The sequence below is a fragment of the Streptomyces sp. NRRL B-1347 genome (genome assembly GCF_000720325.1).
Classification (GTDB): Bacteria; Actinomycetota; Actinomycetes; order Streptomycetales; family Streptomycetaceae; genus Streptomyces.
Genome location: NZ_JOJM01000011.1, coordinates 1 through 18880, shown reverse-complemented (window position 1 = coordinate 18880; position 18880 = coordinate 1). Strand labels below are relative to the sequence as shown.

Sequence of the window (18880 nt, the reverse complement as noted above, 5' to 3'; positions counted from 1 at the left end):
GAAAGCGGGGATTGAGACGTGACTGGCTGGCAGTTCTGGGTCGACAGGGGCGGCACGTTCACGGACATCGTCGCGCGTCGCCCGGACGGCCGGCTGCGCACCCACAAACTGCTGTCGGACAACCCCGCGCGCTACCCGGACGCGGCCGTCGCGGGCATCGCGCACCTGCTCGCCGAAGAGGGCGCCCCGGAGACCCCCGGAACCCAGGAGACGAGCGGCGCGCCCGGCACCGCCGCCACTCCGCGCGACCCGCAGGACCCCCGGCGCGCCACCGATCCGCGCTCCGCACCGATCGACGCCGTCCGGATGGGCACCACCGTCGCCACCAACGCCCTCCTGGAGCGCACGGGAGAGCCCACGGCCCTCGTCATCACCCGGGGCTTCCGCGACGCCCTGCGCATCGCGTACCAGAACCGCCCGCAGATCTTCGCCCGCGAGATCGTCCTGCCCGAAGAGCTGTACGCGCGCGTGCTCGAAGTCGACGAACGCGTGGCCGCCGACGGCGAGGTGCTGCGCGCCCCCGACCTGGACGCCCTCGAAGGACCGCTGCGCCAGGCCTACGACGACGGCATCCGCGCCGTCGCCGTCGTGTGCGTGCACAGCCATCTGTACCCCGCCCACGAGCAGGCCGTCGGCGCGCTCGCCCGCGCCATCGGCTTCCCGCAGGTCTCGCTGTCCAGCGAGGTCAGCCCGCTGATGAAGCTCGTACCGCGCGGCGACACCGCCGTCGTCGACGCCTACCTCTCGCCCGTCCTGCGCCGGTACGTCGAGCACGTCGCCGCCGAACTCCGGGGCGTGCGCCTGATGTTCATGCAGTCCAACGGCGGACTCGCCGAAGCCGGGCAGTTCCGCGGCAAGGACGCCGTCCTCTCCGGGCCCGCGGGCGGCATCGTGGGCATGGCCCGCATGTCGCGGCTCGCCGGGTACGACCGCGTCATCGGCTTCGACATGGGCGGCACGTCGACGGACGTGTCGCACTACGCGGGGGAGTACGAACGCGTCTTCACCACCCAGATCGCGGGCGTGCGGCTGCGCGCCCCCATGCTCGACATCCACACCGTGGCCGCGGGCGGCGGCTCCGTGCTGCACTTCGACGGCAGCCGCTACCGCGTGGGACCCGACTCGGCGGGCGCCGCCCCCGGCCCGGCCTGCTACCGCGGCGGCGGCCCCCTGACCCTCACCGACGCCAACGTCGCGCTCGGCCGCATCCCGGCGGCCCACTTCCCCCAGGTGTTCGGCCCGGACGGCGACGAGGCGCTGGACGAGGAACTGGTCCGCGACCGGTTCGCCGCGCTGGCCCGCGAGATCACCGCGAGCACCGGCGACGACCGCACACCGGAACAGGTCGCCGAGGGCTACCTCCAGATCGCGGTGGCCAACATCGCCGCCGCCGTCAAGCGCATCTCCGTCCAGAAGGGCCACGACGTCACGCGCTACGCCCTGACGACGTTCGGCGGCGCGGGCGGGCAGCACGCGTGCATGGTCGCCGACTCGCTCGGAATCCGCACCGTCCTGGTGCCGCCCATGGCGGGCGTGCTCTCCGCCCTCGGCATCGGCCTCGCCGACACCACGTCGATGCGCGAGCAGTCCGTCGAGGCACCCCTGGGAGCCGCGGCGATGCACCACGTCCTGAAGACGGCGGACGGCCTGGAGGAGGCCGCCCGCGCCGAGCTGCGCGCGGAGGACGTGCCCGACGACCGCGTCCGCGTCACGCGCCGCGCGCACCTGCGCTACGACGGCACCGACACCACGCTCACCGTGGAGCTCACCGAGCCGGACGCCATGCGGCGCACCTTCGAAGAACGCCATCGCGCCACCTACTCCTTCGCCCTGGATCGCCCCGTCGTCGTCGAAGCCCTCTCCGTGGAGGCCACCGGCATCACCGAAGCCCCGGACCTCTCCGGCCTCGGCCGTGCCGCCACGCCCGACGCCACGGCCGCTGCGCGCCTCGTACGTCTGCACACGGGCGGGGCCTGGCGCGAAGTTCCCCTGCACCGCCGCGAGGAGCTGCCGTCCGGCCGGACCGTCACCGGCCCTGCGATCATCACGGAGGCAGGCGCCACCACGGTCGTCGACGACGGCTGGCAGGCCGCGACGACCGACGACGGGCACCTGGTCATGGAACGGGCCACGGAGCTCACGGGTTCCCGCGCGAGCACGGAGGCCGACCCGGTCCTCCTCGAAGTCTTCAACAACCTCTTCATGTCGATCGCCGAACAGATGGGCGCCCGCCTGGAGTCCACGGCCCAGTCGGTCAACATCAAGGAGAGGCTCGATTTCTCCTGCGCCCTGTTCGACCCGGACGGCAACCTCGTCGCCAACGCCCCCCACATCCCCGTGCACCTGGGCTCCATGGGGACCAGCGTCAAAGAGGTGATCCGCCGCCGAGGCGCCGCCATGCGCCCCGGCGACACGTACGCGGTGAACGACCCGTATCACGGAGGCACCCACCTCCCCGACGTCACCGTCATCACCCCGGTCTTCGACACCCTTGGGGAGCGGATCCTCTTCTACGTGGCCTCGCGCGGCCACCACGCCGAGATCGGCGGCATCGCGCCCGGCTCCATGCCCGCCCACAGCCGCACCATCGACGAGGAAGGCATCCTCTTCGACAACTGGCTCCTGGTGGAGGCGGGCCGCTTCCGCGAGGAAGAGACCTCACGCCTGCTCACCGAGACCCGCTACCCCTCCCGCAACCCGGGCACGAACCTCGCCGACCTGCGCGCCCAGGTCGCCGCCAACCAGAAGGGCGTCGACGAAGTCGCCCGCATGATCGACAACTTCGGGCTCGACGTCGTCCAGGCGTACATGCGACACGTCCAGGACAACGCCGAAGACTCCGTGCGCCGCGTTATCGACGCCCTAGAAGAGGGCGAGTTCACCTACGAAACGGACTCGGGTGCCGTCATCAAGGTCCGCGTCACCGTGGACCGCGAGCAGCGCACGGCCACCATCGACTTCACTGGGACGTCGCCCCAGCTGACGACCAACTTCAACGCCCCGTTCGCTGTGGTCAACGCGGCCGTCCTGTACGTCTTCCGCACCCTGGTGGCCGACGACATCCCCCTCAACGACGGCTGTCTGCGGCCCCTGCGCATCATCGTCCCGCCCGGCACCTTCCTGTCGCCGGAGCCGCCCGCGGCCGTCGTCGCGGGCAACGTGGAGACCTCGCAGGCCATCACCGGCGCCCTGTACGCGGCGCTCGGCGTCCAGGCCGAGGGCTCCGGCACCATGAACAACGTCACCTTCGGCAACGACCGCCACCAGTACTACGAGACGGTGGCCTCCGGTTCCGGCGCGGGCGACGGCTTCCACGGCGCGTCCGTCGTGCAGACCCACATGACCAACTCGCGCCTCACGGACCCCGAAGTCCTGGAGTGGCGACTGCCCGTCCTGCTCGACGAGTTCGCCGTCCGCCGGGGCAGCGGCGGGGACGGCCACTGGCACGGCGGGGACGGCGCCGTACGCCGCATCCGCTTCCGGGAGCCCATGACGGTCTCCACGCTGTCCCAGCACCGCAAGGTGGCGCCGTACGGCATGGCGGGCGGCCGGCCGGGCGCCCTGGGCTCGGGCCGCGTGGAGCGCGCCGACGGCACCGTCGTACGGCTGGACGGCAGCGACACGGCCGACGCGGGCCCCGGTGACGTCCTCGTGATCGAGACCCCCGGAGGCGGCGGCTACGGCCCGCCACCCGCGCCCGCCCACCCGGCGGCCTCCGCCCCAACCGACGCTCACGGCATGGCTGACGCACGTGACACGACCGACGTACGCGACACGACTGATGACTGATGCAGGAGAAGAGAGCAATGATCTTCAAGCGTTCTGAGCGCGGTACGGCCCCCGTCGAGCCGGTCACGCTGAAGATCCTGGTGGCGGGCGGCTTCGGCGTGGGCAAGACGACGCTCGTCGGCGCGGTCAGCGAGATCAAGCCGCTGCGTACGGAGGAGACGCTCAGCGAGGCCGGCCGCCCCGTGGACGACGTCAACGGCGTCCCGGGCAAGCACACCACCACCGTGGCCATGGACTTCGGCCGGATCACCCTCCGCGAGGACCTCGTCCTGTACCTCTTCGGGACCCCCGGACAGGACCGCTTCTGGTTCCTGTGGGACGAACTGGCGACCGGCGCGCTCGGCGCCGTGGTGCTCGCCGACACCCGCCGCCTCGAGGACTGCTTCGCCGCCGTCGACTACTTCGAGCGCCGCTCCATACCCTTCGTCGTCGGGGTCAACTGCTTCGAAGGGGCCGACCAGTACCCGGCCGACGAGGTGCGCCTGGCGCTCGACCTCGACCCGGGCACCCCCGTGGTGCTGTGCGACGCGCGCGAGAAGGAGTCCGTCAAGGAGGTCCTGATCGACGTGGTGGAGCACGCGATGGCCGTCGGCGCCGCGGCCCGCGAGCCCGTCGCCACCTGAGTCTGACAGGAGCCCGACCTGAGCCCGGCGGGAGCCTGCGGCCAGGTGAGCCCGCCGCCCCGCCCCGCCCCGCCCCGCGAGGGTGCGCCCCGCGAGCGGCCCGCACCCTCGCCGACCGGGGTACGAGCCGCCGCCACGCACGCGCGCGTGAGCCTTGCCGGCCCGCTACGCGCGCGTGCCCGCCGCCGTCGCCTCGGCGTGCGGGGTCTCAGCCCTGGGCATTGCCGTCGGTGCCGTCGTCGTGCCAGCCGAAGCTGCGCTCCACGGCCTTGCGCCAGTTCTGGTACTCGCGGTCGCGCGCCTGCGCCTCCATCCGCGGCGTCCACTCGACGTCGCGCTGCCAGTGGCTCTTCAGCTCGTCCAGGTCGTGCCACACGCCCGTCGCGAGCCCCGCGGCGTACGCGGCTCCCAGACACGTCGTTTCGGCGATCCTGGGGCGGATCACGGGCACGCCGAGCACGTCCGCCTGGTGCTGCATCAGCAGGTTGTTCTTGGTCATGCCGCCGTCCACCTTCAAGGTGGTGATCCGCACCCCCGAGTCCTGGTACATCGCGTCGACGACCTCGCGGGTCTGCCAGCTCGTCGCCTCCAGGACCGCGCGTGCCAGATGCGCCTTGGTCACGTACCTGGTCAGTCCCGTGACGACACCGCGCGCGTCGGAGCGCCAGTACGGGGCGAACAGGCCGGAGAAGGCGGGCACGATGTACGCCCCGCCGTTGTCGTCCACGCTCGCCGCCAGCGGCTCGATCTCATCGGCCGTGCGGATGATGCCGAGCTGGTCGCGGAACCACTGCACGAGCGCCCCGGTGATCGCGATGGACCCCTCCAGGCAGTAGACGGGCGCCTCGCTGCCGATCTTGTAGCCCATCGTGGTGAGCAGCCCGCTCTTGGACGGCACGGGCCTGTTCCCGGTGTTGAGCAGCAGGAAACTGCCCGTCCCGTACGTGTTCTTGGCCGTACCGGTGTCGTAGCAGGCCTGCCCGAAGACGGCCGCCTGCTGGTCGCCGAGGGCGGAGGCGACGGGCACTCCGGCCAGTTGCCCCACGGCCGTTCCGTACACCTCGGCCGACGACCTGATCTCCGGCAGGACCGCCTCGGGCACGTTCATCGCGGACAGGATCGAGGAGTCCCACTGGAGCGTTTCCAAGTTCATCAGCATCGTGCGCCCGGCGTTGGTGACGTCCGTGACGTGGACGCCGCCGTCGGTGCCGCCGGTGAGGTTCCAGATGAGCCAGGAGTCGATCGTGCCGAAGGCGATGTCGCCCCGCTCGGCACGCGCGCGCAGGCCCGGCACGTTGTCCAGCAGCCAGGCCGCCTTGGGCCCGGAGAAGTAGCTCGCCAGGGGCAGGCCGGTCTGCTCGCGGAAGCGGTCCTGGCCGTCCGTGCCGCCCAGCTCGGTGCAGAGCGCGGAGGTACGGGTGTCCTGCCAGACGATGGCGTTGTGCACCGGCTTGCCCGTGGCACGGTCCCACAGGACCGTGGTCTCCCGCTGGTTGGTGATGCCGAGCGCGCTGAGCTGGTCGGCGCGCAGTCCGGCCTTGGCGATCGCGCCCGCGACCACGGCCTGCACCTTGGACCAGATCTCGGTGGCGTCGTGCTCGACCCAGCCGGGCTTGGGGAAGATCTGGCGGTGCTCGCGCTGGTCCACGGCGACGATCGCGCCGTCCCGGTTGAAGATGATGCAGCGGCTAGAGGTGGTGCCCTGGTCGATCGCGGCGACGAATTTCTCGGAGCTGTCCGTCATGGCTCCTCCTTGTCGGAAGCTGCTCGGGGAGCGTCGGAGGCGGCCCGGGAGCGCTGGAGGTCCCCCGGGCTGCCGCTCAGAAGGCTGCGTTGTAGATGACGCCCGCGAGGGCGCCGCCGATCAGCGGACCGGCCACCGGAATCCAGGCGTAGCTCCAGTCGGACGTGCCCTTGTTGGGGATCGGCAGGAACTGGTGCACGATGCGCGGACCGAGGTCACGGGCCGGGTTGATGGCGTAGCCGGTGGGCCCGCCGAGCGAGAGGCCGATGCCGACGACCAGGAAGGCGACGATCAGCGTCTGCGTACCCGACTCGCCGAGGCCCTTGGTGAGCCCGAAGGCGAGGATGGGAAGGACCAGGCCTACCGTCGCGATGACCTCGGTGACCAGGTTGGCGACCGGGTTCCGGATCTCCGGGATGGTGGAGAAGATGCCGAGCGTCGGCGTGGGCCCCTGGGCGCCCGCCCGGCCGTCCTTGCCGCCCGTCGGCACGTTGGCGTTGAACTGCGCGAGGTACGTGAGGTACGCGAGGACGGCGCCGAGCATCGCGCCGACCATCTGTCCGGCCAGATAGATCCAGACCTTGCCCCACTTGTCGGTGTCGATGGCGATGCCGAGCGTCACGGCGGGGTTGAGGTGGCCGCCGGACAGCGGACCGGCGGTGTAGGCCCCCGCCAGCACGCCGAAGCCCCACCCGAGGGCGATGACGACCCATCCGGAGGCTTTGGCCTTCGAGTGGTTGAGGGTGACGGCGGCACATACGCCGGCGCCGAAGAGAATCAGAATCGCGGTGCCGATGACCTCACCGACGAAGATGTCCCCGTTCGAGTACATGGCGGCTCCTAGTCCCTCGCCCGGGGCGACGGGCCCCGGTCCTCCGTGCAGGGTGCGCTTCCCACGACTACAGCCCGCTCACGCACGGCAGCATCCGCCGTGGCAGGGGACTCCCGCGCCCCGGTGACGAGCGTGCCGTCACAGTCGCATCGCCCATGGGGGGATAGCCCGCTGAACAGGCCCTTCTTGCAGAGCCTGGGAGAGCACACGGGCCCTGAGCGGCACGGAGCCGAAGAACGGCGATGCCGACTGACACCGGGAAGTGTTCACCGCCAGTGATGGAGCGTCAAGGTCGCCGACACCATCGGTTAACCGGCGCACGCCCTTCCGTGACTGGCCCCCGTGCCGTGCGGCGGAACGGCTCCGTGCCGTGCGGAGGAACGCCCTCCACGGGACTCAGCGGACCGCGATCACCGAGGAGCCATGCCCGAAGAGCCCCTGGTTCGCGGTGAGGCCCACCCGCGCCCCGGCCACCTGACGGCCGCCCGCCTCGCCCCTCAACTGCCAGGTCAGCTCGCAGACTTGGGCTATCGCCTGCGCCGGGACGGCCTCTCCGAAGGAGGCGAGCCCGCCGCTGGTGTTCACCGGTATGCGCCCGCCCGGGGAGGTCGCTCCGGCGCGCAGCAGCTTGGCCCCCTCGCCCTCGCCGCACAGCCCCAGGTCCTCGTACCACTGGAGCTCCAGCGCGGTCGACAGGTCGTACACCTCGGCCAAGGAGAGGTCGTCCGGGCCGATGCCCGCCTCCTCGTACGCGGCGTGCGCGATCGACGCCCGGAACGTCCGCTCGGCGGGTGGCACGGCGGCGGCCGAGTCGGTGGCGATGTCCGGGAGGTCCAGGACCGTGTTCGGATACGTCGGCGTGACCGTGGACACCGCGCGGATGCGCACCGGGTCGGACGCGCCGTGCCGCCGGGCGAACTCCATCGTGGACAGCACCAGGGCCGCCGCCCCGTCGGAGGTCGCGCAGATGTCGAGCAGCCGCAAGGGGTCCGCCACGACGGCCGACGCGGCGACCTCGTCGGCGGTGACGGCCTTGCGGTAGCGGGCGTGTGGATTCAACGCCCCCAGGGCCGCGTTCTTCACCTTGACCTGCGCGAAGTCGTCCAGCGTGTCGCCGTGGACGGCCATGCGGCGACGGGCGTACAGGGCGAAGTACGCCGGGTTCGTCGCGCCGAGTACGCGGAAGCGCAGCCAGTCCGGGTCGTCCGGCCGTTCGCCGCCGGCGGGCCGGAAGAACCCCTTGGGGGCGGCGTCCGCGCCGACCACGAGCACGACGTCCGCGAGCCCCGCGAGCAGCTGTGCGCGTGCCGTGGCGATGGCCTGGGCCCCGGACGCGCACGCCGCGTACACGCTCGCCACGCGCGCGCCCTGCCAGCCGAGCGCCCTGGCGAAGGTCGCCCCCGCCACGTACCCCGGATAGCCGCCGCGCACCGTGTCCGCGCCGACGACCGAGCCCACGTCCCGCCAGTCGACGCCCGCGTCCGCCAGGGCGGCGCGGGCCGCCACCGTGCCGTACGTGACGAAGCCGCGCCCCCACTTGCCCCAGGGGTGCATGCCCGCCCCGAGCACCGCCACCTCGCCCGTCATGCCGTCACCCCCACCGGACGCCAGTGCCACGTGGTCCAGACCGCCTCCGCGTCCTCATGGAGCACGCCGGACACGACCTCGACCTCCATCCCGACCTCCAGGTCGGCGACGGTCACGCCGGGAGCCCCCTGGCCGAGCACGACCATGCGCTCGGCCTCGAGCTCCACAGCGATCAACGTGTAGGGCCGCCACGGAAGTTCCGGATCGGAGACGTACGGCTCCGGCGGGCGATACCGCCCGTCGGTGTACGACCACACCCGCCCCCGCCGTGACAGCGCGACCTCGACCAGCTCGCCGCCCCCGCACCCCGGATTGCGGCAGAAGCCGTCCTCGCGGGGGAAGTGGACCGTGGCACACCGCGCGCACCGCGTCCCCAACAGCCGGAAGGAATCCCCCTCCCCGGCGAACCACTGCGCCACCACAGGCGCCCGCTTCGGCGACATGAGCCCTCCAGGACAACAGATCTGACGGGACGTCAGAAGTGTGTCACGGCGAGGCCCGCCGCGTCAGTGGGGCAGCGAACGGCGTGACACCGGGAAGTCGAAGTACGTGTCGGGGAAGAGCTCCGGCTTGTACGTGAAGTGCCACCACTCCTCCGGCAGATTGACGAAACCGGCCTTGGCCAGCGCGCCCCGCAGCAGATCCCGGTGCGCGCGCTGCTTGCCGGTGACGCGCGGATCGTCCGTGTGGGACAGCGTGTCGAAGCAGTCGTAGCCCGTGCCCATGTCGACGGAGTTGTCCGGAAAGCGCTCGCTCCGGGGCGCGTAGCACGGCTTCAGGGGCTCTCCGGGGACATACGGCCGGGTGGGCGGCGCGGGCAGCCGCACGACCGTCAGATCGACCGTCGAACCCCGGCTGTGCCCGGACTTCTTCGCGATGTAGCCGTCCTCGAAGAGCCGCGACTTGTCGACCCGGGGGTAGAACTCCGCCTTCATCCGCTCGTCCCCCAGGTCCTCGGCCCAGCGCACGAAGTGGTCGACGGCCCGCTGCGGCCGGTAGCAGTCGTACACCTTGAGGGAGTAGCCCTTCCGGAGGAGTGCGCGCTGCGCCGTGCGGAGGGCCTTGGCCGCCGGTTCGGTGAGGATGCACATCGGCTGCCGATAGCCGTCGACGCGCTCGCCCACGAAGTTGTGCGGCGTGAAGTAGCGCATCTCCTGGATGATCGTCGGGTCGACGTCCCTCAACGCCACGAATCCATCCGGAGCTTCCGGTTCCGTGCGTGCCTCGGCGGGCGCGGGCGCGGCCGCCACGGCGAAGAGGGCAACGGCGGCAAGGGCGAGTCCCCGCAGAGCGGGAGCGAATGCTGTCATGTCCGAGCGTCTATCAGCATCTCCGTACTCCACGGAAGACCGACGCCCGGAGATCGGCTACAGTCCGCCGCGTGTCCCCATCCCAGCACCCCACCAACTCCGCGCCGGACGCCCACTGCTCGAGCTGCGGCGCGCGCTACGGAGACCACGTCGCCGGCTGGCCCCGCACCTGCTCCGACTGCGAGGCCGTGGTCTACCGCAACCCCCTGCCCGTGGCCATCGCCCTTCAGCCGGTGTACGACACGAAGGGCACCTCCCTTGTCGTCGTGACCCGTTCCATCGCCCCCGCGCGCGGTGGCTCCGCCCTGCCCGGCGGCTACGTGGACCACCGGGAGGACTGGCGCCACGCGGTCGCCCGGGAGCTCAAGGAAGAGACCGGCATCAGCGCCGCGAGCCGCGATGTACGCATCGTCGAGGTCCTCAGCTCCCCCGACGGCCATCTGCTCCTGTTCGGACTGCTCCCGGAGCGCCCCGCGGCCGACCTGCCCCAGTCCACCCCCACGGACGAGACCGAGGGCTGGGAGCTCCTGTACCGCCCCACGGAACTCGCCTTCCCCTTGCACACGTCGGTGGTACGGGCCTGGTTCGAAGGGCGCTACATCTGAACCGCGGAGCGCGAGAGGGCGGCCCCTAGGGCGCCGCGAGTCCCCGGATCCGCACCGCGTACTCCACCGGATACCCGCCGCCCTTCTCGCCCTCCCGCTCGACGAGCAGTTCGTCCCCGCTCCAGCGCACGCCGTAGCGCTGGAGCTCCGGCTCCTCCCACCCGTCCCCGGGGTCGGCTATCACCAGGCCTCCGCCGGTGCGCCCCTTGGGCGGCGCCCAGACGTCCAGGGCGAGCCGCCCGTCCTCGCCCCGCACGGGCAGCACCGCACCCGCCCGCGCGAGCACCGGGATGCGGGACAGCGGCGCCTCCAGGACCGCCTTGCAGGGCCCCTCGTACGCCGTCCCGGTCACGGTGTCGTACCACCGTCCCGGAGGCAGCCGTACGGTCCGCCGCGCGGCCCCCTCCGACAGCACCGGCGCCACGAGCAGCCCGTCACCGAGCAAGAACGCGTCCTCGTAGTCCCGTAGTGCCCTGTCCTCGGGACTGACCCACCACAAGGGGCGCACATACGGTGCCCCCGTACGCCGCGCCAGCTGCGCCAGCGTGACGAAGTACGGCAACAGCCGACGGCGTTCCGCGAGCGCCATGCGCGCGTGCTCCAGCACCTCGGGGCCGAACTCCCAGGGCTCCCTACGACCCGCCCGCAGCGCCGCGTGCGTACGGAACAGCGGCAGATACGCGCCGAGCTGGAACCACCGCAGGAACAGCTCCGGGGACGGACTGCCGTCGAAGCCGCCCACATCAGGCCCCGAATAGGGCACCCCGCACAGGCCGAGCCCCAGCACCAGCGCCAGCGACGCCCGCAACCCCTCCCACGTAGAGGCCACGTCGCCCGACCACGTCCCTCCGTAGCGCTGCATCCCCGCCCAGCCGGAGCGCGAGAACACGAACGGCCTCTCCGTAGGCCGCAGTTCGCGCATCGCCTCGTACCCCGCCCGGGCCATGCCCAGCGCGTACACGTTGTGCGCCTCCCGGTGGTCACCGCCGCGGCCCTCCAGCGCGTGCCGGGCCGAACGGGGCAGCGTCGTCTCCCCGAAGGCCGCGAACGACACCGGCTCGTTCATGTCGTGCCAGAAGCCCGAGAACCCCTGTCCGAGCCGCTCGTCGTACAGGCCGCCCCACCACTTGCGCACCCGCCCCGCAGTGAAGTCCGGGAACACCGAATCACCGGGCCACACGAGACCCCGCACGACCCGCCCCGCCGCGTCCCGCACGAAGGCGTCCGCCGCCATCCCGCCGTCGTACACGGCGTTGCCCGGCGCCGCCTTCACCGCGGGGTCCACGATCGACACCAGACGGATCCCGTCCCGGCGCAGCTCCCCGGCCAGCTGCGGCAGCGTAGGGAAGCGCTCCTTGTCGACGGTGAACACCTGGTGCGCGTCGAAGTGGTCGATGTCCAAGTGGACGGCGTCCAGCGGCAACCCGCGCTCCTGGTAGCCCGCCACGACCCGCCGCACCTCACGCTCGCTGCCGAAGCCCCAGCGCGCGTGATGGTGGCCCAGGGCCCACGCGGGCGGCACCGCGGGCGCGCCCGTCAGCGACGCCCAGGAGTGCAGCACGCGCGCGGGAGTCCCCACCATCACCCAGCACCGCAGCGGCCCGCCGTCCATCCGCACCTCGCAGGACCCCAGCCGGTCGTGACCGGAACCGGCACCCTCCAGGCCCTCGCGCAGCGTCACCGAGCCGTCCCAGCTGTTGTCGTGGAACACCAGGTGCGTGCCCACGTCGGCGACCACCAGCTGCACCGGCATCGTGATGTACAGCGGATCGTCACCGGGCTCGAACGAACCCCCCGGATCGGTGTTCCACAAGCGGTACGTCCCATTCCGCAGCCGTGGCCCCGCAGCCCTCCCGCCGAGCCCGAAGAACCGCGCGTCCGCCGCCACCTCCGACCGCTGCACCCAGCGCGCCGTCCCCCCGCCCACCGGCTCCCACCAGCGCGGCGGCAGATCGCGCCGCAGCACCACGCCACCGGGCGTCCGCAGCTCCACCGCACCGTGGCGCGAGACGACCACCGTCGCCCGCTCCGACACCACCCGCCAGCCGCCCTCCTTGTCGGGCTCCAGAACCGCCCTGGGATCCGCCTCGGGACTCCCTCCCACCAGCGCGTACGACGGATCCGGCTCGGCCCCGTCCCAGCCCCAGAACACGGCCCCACCCGCCGTCACCCGCACCCGCAGCTCGGACCGCGCGAACCGCACCACGCCACCGCCGGGCCCCGGCTCCACGATCGTCACAGGACCCGGCGTCCGGGCCCGCTCGGCACCCCGAGGAGCGAGACCGGCCGCGTCGGCCCGCCGCCGACGCCATGCGGAGCGCACCTCGCGCACCTTCCGGGCCGGGTCGGACAAGCCGACCGCCTTCACCGAACGCACCAGGTCACGACCGTTCATGCTGCTCACCCTGCCACCGAAGGAGGAGCGGGTGCACCGCGTTCAACTGCCGTTCACTCAAGGGCCCCGTCCGCCGTCGCCCGGCCGCACCGGCGCGGCAGACCCTGGTGCGGAAGTCGATCACGTGGCATCGTCCTGTCAGCCGTGTCACGCGCACACCAAGCCCGTGCGCACGACAGCCGCCCACGACGCGTACAGCCCAGGAGCAGCCGCATGTCCACAGCGAACCCCTCGCCGCTCTGGCAGCCGGACCAGGAGCGGATCGCCGGCGCCCAGATCACGCGCTTCCAGGCCTGGGCGGCCGAACACCACGGAGCTCCCGCCACCGGCGGCTACGCGGCCCTGCACCGCTGGTCCGTGGACGAGCTCGACACCTTCTGGAAGGCCGTCACCGACTGGTTCGACGTGCGCTTCACCGCCCCCTACGCGCGCGTGCTCGGCGATCGCTCCATGCCCGGCGCCGAGTGGTTCCCCGGCGCCACCCTGAACTACGCCGAACACGCCCTGCGCGCCGGTGAGGACCCCACGCGCGCGGACGCCCCCGCCCTCCTGTACGTCGACGAGACCCACGACCCGACCCCCGTCACCTGGTCCGAGCTGCGCCGCCAGGTGGGCTCCCTCGCCGCCGAGCTGCGCACCCTCGGCGTACGCCCCGGGGACCGCGTCAGCGGCTACCTGCCGAACATCCCGCAGGCCGTCGTCGCGCTCCTCGCCACCGCGGCCGTCGGAGCCGTCTGGACCTCCTGTGCCCCCGACTTCGGCGCCCGCAGCGTCCTCGACCGCTTCCAGCAGGTCGAACCGGTGGTCCTCTTCACTGTCGACGGCTACCGCTACGGCGGCAAGGAGCACGACCGCCGCGACACCGTCGCCGAGCTGCGCCGCGAACTGCCCACCCTGCGCGCGGTCGTCCACATCCCGCTCCTCGGCACCGAGGCCCCCGAAGGCACCCTGGAGTGGTCCGCGCTCACCGCGGCGGACACGGCCCCCGTCTTCGAGCCCGTCCCCTTCGACCACCCCCTGTGGGTGCTCTACTCCTCCGGCACCACAGGCCTGCCCAAGGCCATCGTCCAGTCCCAGGGCGGCATCCTCGTCGAGCACCTCAAGCAGATCGGCCTGCACTGCGACCTCGGGCCCGACGACCGGTTCTTCTGGTACACCTCGACCGGCTGGATGATGTGGAACTTCCTCGTCTCCGGCCTGCTCACGGGCACCACGATCGTCCTCTACGACGGCAGCCCCGGCCACCCGGACACCGGCGCCCAGTGGCGCATCGCCGAACGCACCGGAGCCACGCTCTTCGGGACCTCGGCCGCGTACGTCATGGCCTGCCGCAAGGCGGACGTGCACCCCGCGCGCGACTTCGACCTCTCGCGCGTGCGGTGCGTCGCCACCACCGGCTCACCGCTGCCGCCCGACGGCTTCCGCTGGCTGCACGACGCCTTCGCCGAGGTGACGGGACCCGTGTGGATCGCCTCCGTCAGCGGCGGCACCGACGTGTGCTCCTGCTTCGCAGGAGCCGTGCCCACGCTGCCCGTGCACATCGGTGAGCTCCAGGCCCCCTGCCTCGGCACCGACCTCCAGGCCTGGGACCCCCAGGGCAAGCCACTCGTCGACGAGGTCGGCGAACTCGTGGTCACCAACCCCATGCCGTCGATGCCCATCCACTTCTGGAACGACCCGGACGGCAGCCGCTACCACGACAGCTACTTCGACACCTATCCCGGTGTCTGGCGCCACGGCGACTGGATCACCCTCACCGCGCGCGGCTCCGTCGTCATCCACGGCCGCTCCGACTCCACGCTCAACCGCCAGGGCGTCCGCATGGGCTCGGCCGACATCTACGAAGCCGTCGAACGGCTCCCGGAGATCCGCGAGTCCCTCGTCATCGGCGTCGAACTGCCCGACGGCGGGTACTGGATGCCGCTGTTCATCCACCTCGCCCCCGGCGCCGCCCTCGACGACGACCTGCGCGCCCGTATCAAGACGACCATCCGCACACAGCTGTCCCCCCGGCACGTCCCGGACGAGGTCATCGAAGTCCCCGCCATCCCGCACACCCTCACCGGCAAGCGCATCGAAGTCCCGGTCAAGCGCCTCCTGCAGGGCACCCCCCTCGACAAGGCCGTCAACCCCGGCTCCGTCGACAACATCGAGCTGCTCCGCTTCTACGAGCAGCTGGCCCGCGACCGCGCCTGACGCCCGCCCGGCGGCCGTTGTCAGTGCCACCCGTTACGTTGGGTGAGCGTTGATCGACAGACCGCAGGGGGAAATCATGGGGCACAGCCAGCACCACACCATGCGCCGCGCCTTGCGCCGCGAAGTCGCCGGGACCATCGGCCTGCTGGCCGACGAGAGCGACTTCGCGGCGATGCGCCGCTATCGCACCTTCACCTTCGACGACCACGTGACCTACCTCCAAGAGGTGGAGGGGCTCCTCAAATCCCTGGCCGCCCAGGGCAGGCTCACGAGCATCGCCCTCTTCGACCCGGAGGAGTACGAGGAGTTCTGCGCGGACACCGGGCTCGCCCCGGACGCCTCCGCCAGCCGGGCCCGCTTCGCCGCCGAACTGGCGACAGCGGGCCCCACCGTTCCGTACGAGGGCCAGGCGCTGACCGACCTCGTCCCCGACCTCGTCGACGAGACGGTGCGACAGACCACGTGGGAGTACGCGACGATGCTCCTGGCCGGCATCGGCGCCTGCGCCGAGTGCGGCGTGGACATCGGCAGGTCCGCCTTCGCCCGCGCCTCCGACCTGCTGATGCGCGTACTCGACACAGTGGGCACGGGCCCGCGCCACCTGGTGTGCAGCGTCCCGTGCGACGGCCAGACACTCCTCGCCGCCCTGCACGCCGGACACGACGACGAGGGGAAACCCCGCCTGGACGAGGCCGAGGCCCTGGAGTTCACCACGGTCCTCGCGGTCGGCATCGCCACCCGAAGCTCGGGCGGCCTCGTCATGCGCACCAGCGACGAGACCGGCGACCGCGTCCAGGGCTGGCGCCTGGAGGGCGAGCGCCTGCGCCCCCTCACCGCGGCCGAGGTCTTCGACGCCTACTGCACCGACGCGCTCTCCGGCGACCTGATCGCCCCGGAGCCGGGCGTCGACTACAGCGCGGCACCCGACCTCGGAGACGAAGAGCCCGGGGGAGGCCACCACCACTGAACGCCCGAGGGGCGCCCCACCTTGCGGTGAAGCGCCCCTCGAAGCCGTACTTCTACGAGCCAGGCCCGTCCGTACTCCTCCTACTCGCCGGAGAGCACGGCCTGCGCGGCCTTGCGGGCCTCCTCGGCGCTGTCCGCGGCACGGGCCGCGGCCGCGGCCCGCTCGCACTGGGCCAGCGTGTACTTGCCGAGCGTCGCACGCACGTAAGGAATCGAAGCGGCACCCATGGACAAGGAGGTGACACCCAGACCCGTCAGGACGCAGGCGAGCAGCGGGTCCGACGCGGCCTCGCCACAGACGCCACAGCTCTTGCCCTCGGCCTTCGCCGCGTCCGCGGACAGTGCGACCAGGTCGAGCAGCGCGGGCTGCCACGGGTCCTGGAGCCGGGACACCGCACCGACCTGACGGTCGGCGGCGAAGGTGTACTGCGCCAGGTCGTTGGTGCCCAGGGACAGGAACTCGACCTCCTGGAGGATCGAGCGCGCCCGCAGCGCGGCGGAGGGGATCTCCACCATCGCGCCGAACTTCGCCTGGAGCCCGGCCTCGCGGCAGGCGTCGGCGAACGCCTTGGCGTCGGCGCGGTCCGCGACCATCGGCGCCATGACTTCGAGGTAGACGGGCAGACCCTCGGCGGCCTTGGCCAGCGCGGTCAGCTGCGTGCGCAGCACCTCGGGGTGGTCGAGCAGCGACCGCAGCCCACGTACGCCCAGAGCCGGGTTCGGCTCGTCGGTCGGCGTGAGGAAGTCCAGCGGCTTGTCGGCGCCCGCGTCCAGGACGCGCACGACGACGCGCCCCTCGGGGAAGGCCTCGAGTACCTGGCGGTACGCCTCGACCTGCTTCTCCTCGCTCGGCGCCTTGGAGCTGTCGTCGAGGAAGAGGAACTCCGTACGGAACAGGCCGACGCCCTCGGCGCCCGCCTCGACCGCGGCGGGGACGTCGGCGGGGCCGCCGACGTTCGCGAGCAGCGGCACCTTGTGCCCGTCGGAGGTCGCGCCCGGACCGGTCGACGCGGCGAGCGCGGCCTTGCGCGCGGCGGCCGCGGCCTCCAGCTCGGCACGCTTCTCCGCGCTCGGGTCCACGAAGATCTCACCGGTGCTGCCGTCCACGGCCACGACCGTGCCCTCGGCCAGCTCGCCGGCGCCGGGCAGGGCCACGACGGCGGGGACGCCGAGCGCCCGCGCCAGGATCGCGCTGTGGCTGGTCGGGCCGCCCTCTTCGGTCACGAAGCCGAGGACGAGCGCCGGGTCGAGCAGCGCGGTGTCCGCCGGGGCGAGGTCCCGGGCGATGAGGACGTACGGCTCGTCGCTGTCCGGGACGCCCGGCATCGGGACGCCGAGCAGCCGAGCGACGATACGGTTCCGCACGTCGTCGAGGTCGGCGACGCGACCCGCCATGTACTCGCCCGCGCCCGCGAGGAGCTCGCGGTAGTAGGAGAAGGCGTCGTAGACGGCGCGCTCCGCCGAGCTGCCCACCGCGATGCGCCGGTCCGCGTCGGCCATCAGCTCCGGGTCCTGCGCGATCATCGCCTGGGCCTCGAGCACGGCCTGAGCCTCACCGCCGGCCAGGTTGCCGCGCGCCATCAGGTCGGCCGCGACGGCCTCGACGGCCTGACGGGCGCGCCCCTGTTCGCGCTCCGCCTCGTCCGCCGGGATCTGCTTGGCAGGCGGTTCCAGCACCGCCGTCCCCATGTGCCGAACCTCGCCGATGGCCACCCCGTGGCTTACGCCGACGCCTCGCAGCGTTGTCTCCATCTCACCGTCTCCGATAGTGCGGCGGGCCCAGCCGCCGCGGTGGTTGTACTGCCTGCCGTCGCACACCGACGGCGCCGACGTCACTTCCAGCTGAAGAGAGCGTCGCCGGACTTCACGTCGCCGTCCTCGACGACGTCGGCCAGGGACTCGGCCGTCGCCTCGAGCGCCACGACGGGGCACACCGGAGACTTGCCGGCGGCCTCGACCGCCGCGGGGTTCCAGCGCACGACGGCCTGGCCGCGCTGTACGGTGTCACCCTTATTGACAAGAAGTTCAAAACCCTCGCCATTGAGCTGAACGGTGTCGATGCCCAGGTGCGTCAGCACGCCGTGGCCCTGGTCGTCGACGACGACGAAGGCGTGGGGGTGGAGCGAGACGATGATGCCGTCGACGGGGGCCACGGCCTCGGACGCCTCGCGCACGGGATCAATGGCCGTGCCGGGGCCGACCATGGCGCCCGAGAAGACGGGGTCCGGTACCGCAGCGAGTCCGATGGCGCGTCCGGCGAGCGGGGACGTCACGCTAGTCATGGGGGCCTCCCAGGGGGTGGAGATTGGTAACCGCCGCCACTACCTGTCCTGGACGACGCACTGTTCAGAAGGGTAAGTCATAGGAAGTCCCGGTTCCGCACGAAGGTCCTGGTTGGCGGACGTAGGAGCGCAGCACAAACGATTTGCGCCGCCCGGAACCCCCATGTAGAGTCGGGTTCCTGCCCAGGGCCAAGCGACGCGATCAGCGTCCAGGCTCGGCAGTCTCTTTCAAGTCAGATCCTAACGCGGGGTCTGGTTCCGTGTGCCTGCGAAATGATCGTGGTCAGCGAGACGGAAAAGGCTTGATAGAGTCGGAACCGCCGGAACGGGAAACGCGAAAGCGAATACCTGAAAGGCGTCGATGAAAATCGGAACGGATCGGGAAGCCGAGAAGATCTGATAAAGTCGGAACCGCCGGAAGGCCGAAAGGCCGGAAAGCACCGAGGAAGTCAGAACGGACCGGGAAGCCGGAAAGATCTGATAGAGTCGGAAACACGAAATACCGAAGGGAAGCGCCCGGAGGAAAGCCCGAGAGGGTGAGTACAAAGGAA

At 71.8% G+C, this 18880-nt stretch carries 13 protein-coding genes and 1 pseudogene; 5 read left to right on the top strand and 9 right to left on the bottom strand.

Going from position 1 to position 18880, the window contains the following annotated elements:
• Positions 1 to 18 precede the first annotated feature (18 nt).
• On the top strand, positions 19 to 3789 hold the full coding sequence (locus tag IG74_RS0112760; RefSeq protein ID WP_078868752.1) for a hydantoinase B/oxoprolinase family protein: 3771 nt from the start codon (positions 19 to 21) through the stop codon (positions 3787 to 3789).
• A gap of 17 nt (positions 3790 to 3806) precedes the next feature.
• Complete coding sequence (locus IG74_RS0112755) at positions 3807 to 4412, top strand: GTP-binding protein (RefSeq protein ID WP_030674585.1); 606 nt, start codon at positions 3807 to 3809, stop codon at positions 4410 to 4412.
• Between the two features lie 208 nt (positions 4413 to 4620).
• Here IG74_RS0112755 and glpK read toward each other — a convergent pair whose 3' ends face one another.
• The 5 genes and pseudogenes from glpK to IG74_RS0112730 all read right to left on the bottom strand — a co-directional run bounded on the left by glpK (position 4621) and on the right by IG74_RS0112730 (position 9885).
• Positions 4621 to 6156, bottom strand: coding sequence for a glycerol kinase GlpK (glpK, locus tag IG74_RS0112750; protein ID WP_030674581.1), 1536 nt, complete (start codon positions 6154 to 6156; stop codon positions 4621 to 4623).
• A gap of 76 nt (positions 6157 to 6232) precedes the next feature.
• The gene (locus IG74_RS0112745) at positions 6233 to 6988 is read right to left on the bottom strand and encodes an MIP/aquaporin family protein (RefSeq protein ID WP_030674578.1); all 756 of its coding nucleotides are present in this window, start codon (positions 6986 to 6988) and stop codon (positions 6233 to 6235) included.
• A gap of 402 nt (positions 6989 to 7390) precedes the next feature.
• Positions 7391 to 8575: pseudogene (locus IG74_RS0112740) on the bottom strand (lipid-transfer protein); the annotation flags it as partial.
• Positions 8572 to 8997 carry a Zn-ribbon domain-containing OB-fold protein gene (locus IG74_RS0112735; protein ID WP_030674572.1) on the bottom strand — a complete coding sequence of 142 codons (426 nt, stop codon included), beginning with the start codon at positions 8995 to 8997 and terminating at the stop codon, positions 8572 to 8574. The gene IG74_RS0112735 and the pseudogene IG74_RS0112740, both read right to left, overlap by 4 nt.
• A gap of 84 nt (positions 8998 to 9081) precedes the next feature.
• Positions 9082 to 9885 (bottom strand): M15 family metallopeptidase, encoded by an 804-nt coding sequence (locus IG74_RS0112730; protein ID WP_030674570.1) that lies wholly within the window; start codon positions 9883 to 9885, stop codon positions 9082 to 9084.
• A 71-nt stretch (positions 9886 to 9956) separates the two neighbouring features.
• Between IG74_RS0112730 and IG74_RS0112725 the strand changes: the two genes are divergently transcribed.
• Positions 9957 to 10490 carry an NUDIX domain-containing protein gene (locus IG74_RS0112725; protein WP_030674567.1) on the top strand — a complete coding sequence of 178 codons (534 nt, stop codon included), beginning with the start codon at positions 9957 to 9959 and terminating at the stop codon, positions 10488 to 10490.
• A 25-nt stretch (positions 10491 to 10515) separates the two neighbouring features.
• Here the strand turns inward: IG74_RS0112725 and IG74_RS0112720 are convergent, their stop codons facing one another.
• The gene (locus tag IG74_RS0112720) at positions 10516 to 12885 is read right to left on the bottom strand and encodes a glycoside hydrolase family 31 protein (RefSeq protein WP_030674563.1); all 2370 of its coding nucleotides are present in this window, start codon (positions 12883 to 12885) and stop codon (positions 10516 to 10518) included.
• Positions 12886 to 13098: 213 nt separating this feature from the next.
• On the opposite strand from IG74_RS0112720, the gene IG74_RS0112715 reads away from it, so the two are divergent.
• On the top strand, positions 13099 to 15081 hold the full coding sequence (locus IG74_RS0112715; RefSeq protein ID WP_030674561.1) for an acetoacetate--CoA ligase: 1983 nt from the start codon (positions 13099 to 13101) through the stop codon (positions 15079 to 15081).
• A 76-nt stretch (positions 15082 to 15157) separates the two neighbouring features.
• Complete coding sequence (locus tag IG74_RS0112710) at positions 15158 to 16048, top strand: hypothetical protein (protein ID WP_030674559.1); 891 nt, start codon at positions 15158 to 15160, stop codon at positions 16046 to 16048.
• Between the two features lie 80 nt (positions 16049 to 16128).
• On the opposite strand, the gene ptsP is transcribed toward IG74_RS0112710, so the two are convergent.
• From ptsP to IG74_RS53415, 3 genes are all read right to left on the bottom strand, one after another.
• Entirely contained in the window at positions 16129 to 17799 is a 1671-nt protein-coding gene (ptsP, locus tag IG74_RS0112705) for a phosphoenolpyruvate--protein phosphotransferase (protein WP_030674557.1), read from the bottom strand.
• Positions 17800 to 17879: 80 nt separating this feature from the next.
• Positions 17880 to 18329 carry a PTS sugar transporter subunit IIA gene (locus tag IG74_RS0112700; RefSeq protein WP_030674555.1) on the bottom strand — a complete coding sequence of 150 codons (450 nt, stop codon included), beginning with the start codon at positions 18327 to 18329 and terminating at the stop codon, positions 17880 to 17882.
• Between the two features lie 283 nt (positions 18330 to 18612).
• A partial coding sequence (locus IG74_RS53415; protein WP_234334320.1) for a hypothetical protein occupies positions 18613 to 18880 on the bottom strand: 268 nt, incomplete at its 5' end.

Excerpts from the sequence above, each read along its gene's own strand:
- IG74_RS0112715 (WP_030674561.1), top strand. The coding sequence starts at position 13,099 with ATGTCCACAGCGAACCCCTCGCCGCTCTGGCAGCCGGACCAGGAGCGG.
- ptsP (WP_030674557.1), bottom strand. The coding sequence starts at position 17,799 with ATGGAGACAACGCTGCGAGGCGTCGGCGTAAGCCACGGGGTGGCCATC.
- glpK (WP_030674581.1), bottom strand. The coding sequence starts at position 6,156 with ATGACGGACAGCTCCGAGAAATTCGTCGCCGCGATCGACCAGGGCACC.
- IG74_RS0112720 (WP_030674563.1), bottom strand. The coding sequence starts at position 12,885 with ATGAACGGTCGTGACCTGGTGCGTTCGGTGAAGGCGGTCGGCTTGTCC.
- IG74_RS0112710 (WP_030674559.1), top strand. The coding sequence starts at position 15,158 with ATGGGGCACAGCCAGCACCACACCATGCGCCGCGCCTTGCGCCGCGAA.
- IG74_RS0112755 (WP_030674585.1), top strand. The coding sequence starts at position 3,807 with ATGATCTTCAAGCGTTCTGAGCGCGGTACGGCCCCCGTCGAGCCGGTC.
- IG74_RS0112700 (WP_030674555.1), bottom strand. The coding sequence starts at position 18,329 with ATGACTAGCGTGACGTCCCCGCTCGCCGGACGCGCCATCGGACTCGCT.
- IG74_RS0112730 (WP_030674570.1), bottom strand. The coding sequence starts at position 9,885 with ATGACAGCATTCGCTCCCGCTCTGCGGGGACTCGCCCTTGCCGCCGTT.
- IG74_RS0112745 (WP_030674578.1), bottom strand. The coding sequence starts at position 6,988 with ATGTACTCGAACGGGGACATCTTCGTCGGTGAGGTCATCGGCACCGCG.